General features: G+C 69.1%; 3 protein-coding genes and 1 pseudogene. 2 read left to right on the top strand and 2 right to left on the bottom strand.

What is annotated here, in order from left to right; all coding sequences use genetic code 11:
* Together NON22_RS22840 and NON22_RS22835 are read left to right on the top strand one after the other, a co-directional pair.
* Window positions 1-865: sulfotransferase family protein (locus tag NON22_RS22840; protein ID WP_257389290.1), on the top strand; the 865-nt coding region annotated here is incomplete at its 5' end.
* Entirely contained in the window at window positions 862-1,434 is a 573-nt protein-coding gene (locus NON22_RS22835) for a 2OG-Fe(II) oxygenase family protein (protein ID WP_257389289.1), read from the top strand. The genes NON22_RS22840 and NON22_RS22835, both read left to right, overlap by 4 nt.
* Before the next feature lie 31 nt (window positions 1,435-1,465).
* Here the strand turns inward: NON22_RS22835 and NON22_RS22830 are convergent, their stop codons facing one another.
* Window positions 1,466-2,365 (bottom strand): DUF4097 family beta strand repeat-containing protein, encoded by a 900-nt coding sequence (locus NON22_RS22830; RefSeq protein WP_257389288.1) that lies wholly within the window; start codon window positions 2,363-2,365, stop codon window positions 1,466-1,468.
* 23 nt (window positions 2,366-2,388) lie between these two features.
* Window positions 2,389-2,689: pseudogene (locus tag NON22_RS22825) on the bottom strand (hypothetical protein); the annotation flags it as partial.

Genomic DNA, 2,689 nt, shown 5'->3' with positions numbered 1-2,689 from the left:
GCCGCGCCTGTTCGCCGGGACGCCGCTGGCCGGCGTGGAGCGGCGCCTCGACGCCGCGCAATTCGCCGAATGGCAGCCCGATCCCGGCGCGCCGGACGCGGCGGCCAGCCCCGTGTTCGTCGTCGGCTTTCCGCGTTCGGGAACGACCCTGCTGGAAACCATGCTCGACGCGCATCCGGCGCTGGCCTGCATGGACGAGCGCGCCTACCTGCAGGATCTCGTCGACTACCTGCACGACGGCGGCCTGCGCTATCCGCAGGATCTGGGCCGGCTGACGCCGGGCCAGTGCGCCGCGATGCGCGCGATCTACCGCGAGCGCGTCGCGCGCCACGTGAACTGGAACGCGTCGACGCGGCTCGTCGACAAGAATCCGCTGAACCTCCTGAAGCTGCCGCTGCTGCGCCGGCTCTATCCGCATGCGCGCATCGTGCTCGCGCTGCGCCATCCGGCCGACGTCGTGCTCAGCAACTACATGCAGAACTTCCGCTCGCCGGCGTTCGTCGCGCTCTGCGAAACCCTGCAGAGCACGGCGCGCGGCTATGCGGCGGCGATGGATTTCTGGATCGGTCAGCACGCGCTTCTCGGCGGCGACGTGTACGTCTCGCGCTACGAGGATCTCGTCGCCGAGCTGCCGGCGCGCGCGCGCGCGTTGACCGACTTCCTCGGCCTGGACTGGAACGAGGCGCTGCTGCGCCCCGAGGCGCGCGCGAAACAGCGCGGCTACATCTCCACGCCGAGCTACGCCCAGGTGACCGAAGCCGTGAACACGCGCGCCGTGGGCCGCTGGCAGGCCTATGCCGAATGGTTCGAGCCGTTGCGCCCGCTGCTGGATCCGTATCTCGTGCGCTGGGGCTACGCCTGGTGAGCGGCGAGGGCGATCGCCTGCAGCACTATCTGCGCTGCTACGACGACGATCTCGACCCCACGCTGTGTACGCAGCTGATCGCCTCGTTCAACGGACTGCAGCGCTTCCAGCGAGGTAACGGCCGCGGCGTACGCGCGGGTCTCGAGGACAGCGCCTGGACCGAGCTCGACATCTCGCCGCTGTCGGACGCGGCGTTCCGCGGCTTCCTGCTGTCGCACATGGACGCCTGCCTCGAACGCTACAACCGCGAGGTGGGCCTGAAGATCGGCGTGCCGCCGGCGCGGCGCATCAGCGAGCTCGTGATCAAGCGCTACCGGCCCGGCGGCGACGAACGTTTCCAGCTGCATTTCGATTCGATCGACGCGGTCGCGAATCGCTATCTCGTGTTTCTCTGGTATCTCAACGACGTGGCCGACGGCGGCGAGACCTGCTTTCCCGATCTCGGACTGCACATCCGGCCGCGCGCCGGACGCCTGCTGATGTTCCCGCCGTACTGGATGTATCAGCACGAGGCGCCGCCGCCGCGATCGGGCGACAAGTACATCCTGTCGACCTACCTGCTGTTCTGAGCCGCGGCCGGCATGCCGCCGGCCGGGCCGTTCACTCCTTGCGGATCGTCACGTCGCCGCTGAAGCTGTCGACCGAGATCTCGCCGTCGCCGCTGCCGGCCGTCGCGTCGAGGCTGGAGCCGGGACCGTGCTCGGGCTTGCGCACCGTGCCGAAATCCGTGCGCAGGGTGCCGCTGAAACTTTCCGCGGTGATGCGGGCCGATACCGACGCCGGCAGGTTCAGGCGCACGTCTCCGCTCATGGTCTCGATCTCGACGCGCGCGCCCGAGGCCAGCGCACCGGTCACTTCCATGTCGCCCGATACGCTGCTCGCGTCGAACTGCTTGAACGGGCTGTTCGCGGTGATGCGCAGGCTGCCGGAGACGGTCTCGGCGCGCGTGCGGCCGCCGACGCCGCGGGCGATCAGGTCGCCGCTGACCGTTTCGACCGACGCGTCGTCGCTGCGGCCCTGGAAGTCGATGTCGCCGCTGACGCTTTCGAGCCGCAGCCGCGGCGTCTGCACCGACGCCAGACGTATGCGACCCGACACCGAATCGACCTGCATGTTGCCGCCCGCGGTGTCGCTGACCGCGACTTCGGCGCTGACGACGCCGATCTCCAGCGCCGCGGCGCGCGGCACCTTGAGGTCGAGTATGGTTTCCTGCATCGACGAGTCCGAGCCCCAGTTCAGGAAGCCCTTGGACTTGTCCGGTCCTTCGACGCGGATGCTCAGCGAGCCGCGGCCGCCGTCGATGGCCAGGCGCTTGGCGCCGTCGCCGAGGCTGCCGCTGATCGCGACTTCGTTCCTGTCCCAGGCGCTGACGTTGACGGCGCCCTTGACGTTGCTGACTTCGATGCGCGCGGTCGCATCGACCTCGCGCGTCTCGTTGATCGGCGTGCCGGCCGATGCAAGGCCCGGGGCAAGCAGCACGCTGATGATTAGCGGTTTCATGTTCATGTGGTCTCCGGGACGGATCAGCTCGACGCTTGCCCCATGCGCGCAAGTTTCAGCCGTCGTTCGTTGGTACGGTTGAGCAACCCGACCAGGAACACGGCATCGGGCTGTTGTTGCAGCATCTGGCGGATCTCGTCCGCCGCCGCGTCGAGTTCGACGGAGGCGGCGGCCAGGCGCGGATCCTGCGTGCGCACCTGCTTGAACTGGCGATCGGCGGCGGCGATCGCCGCGGCCGGATCGGTCTTGGACGGCGCGCCGGCCAGCGGCGGCGAAGCCGGTTGCTGCAGCTGCAGTACGCCCATCAGCACCGCAGATCGGAAG

This window comes from Tahibacter caeni, from assembly GCF_024609805.1.
GTDB classification, from domain to species: domain Bacteria; phylum Pseudomonadota; class Gammaproteobacteria; order Xanthomonadales; family Rhodanobacteraceae; genus Tahibacter; species Tahibacter caeni.
Note: the sequence above shows the minus strand (reverse complement) of the source record. Positions and strands in the feature narration are given on the sequence as shown.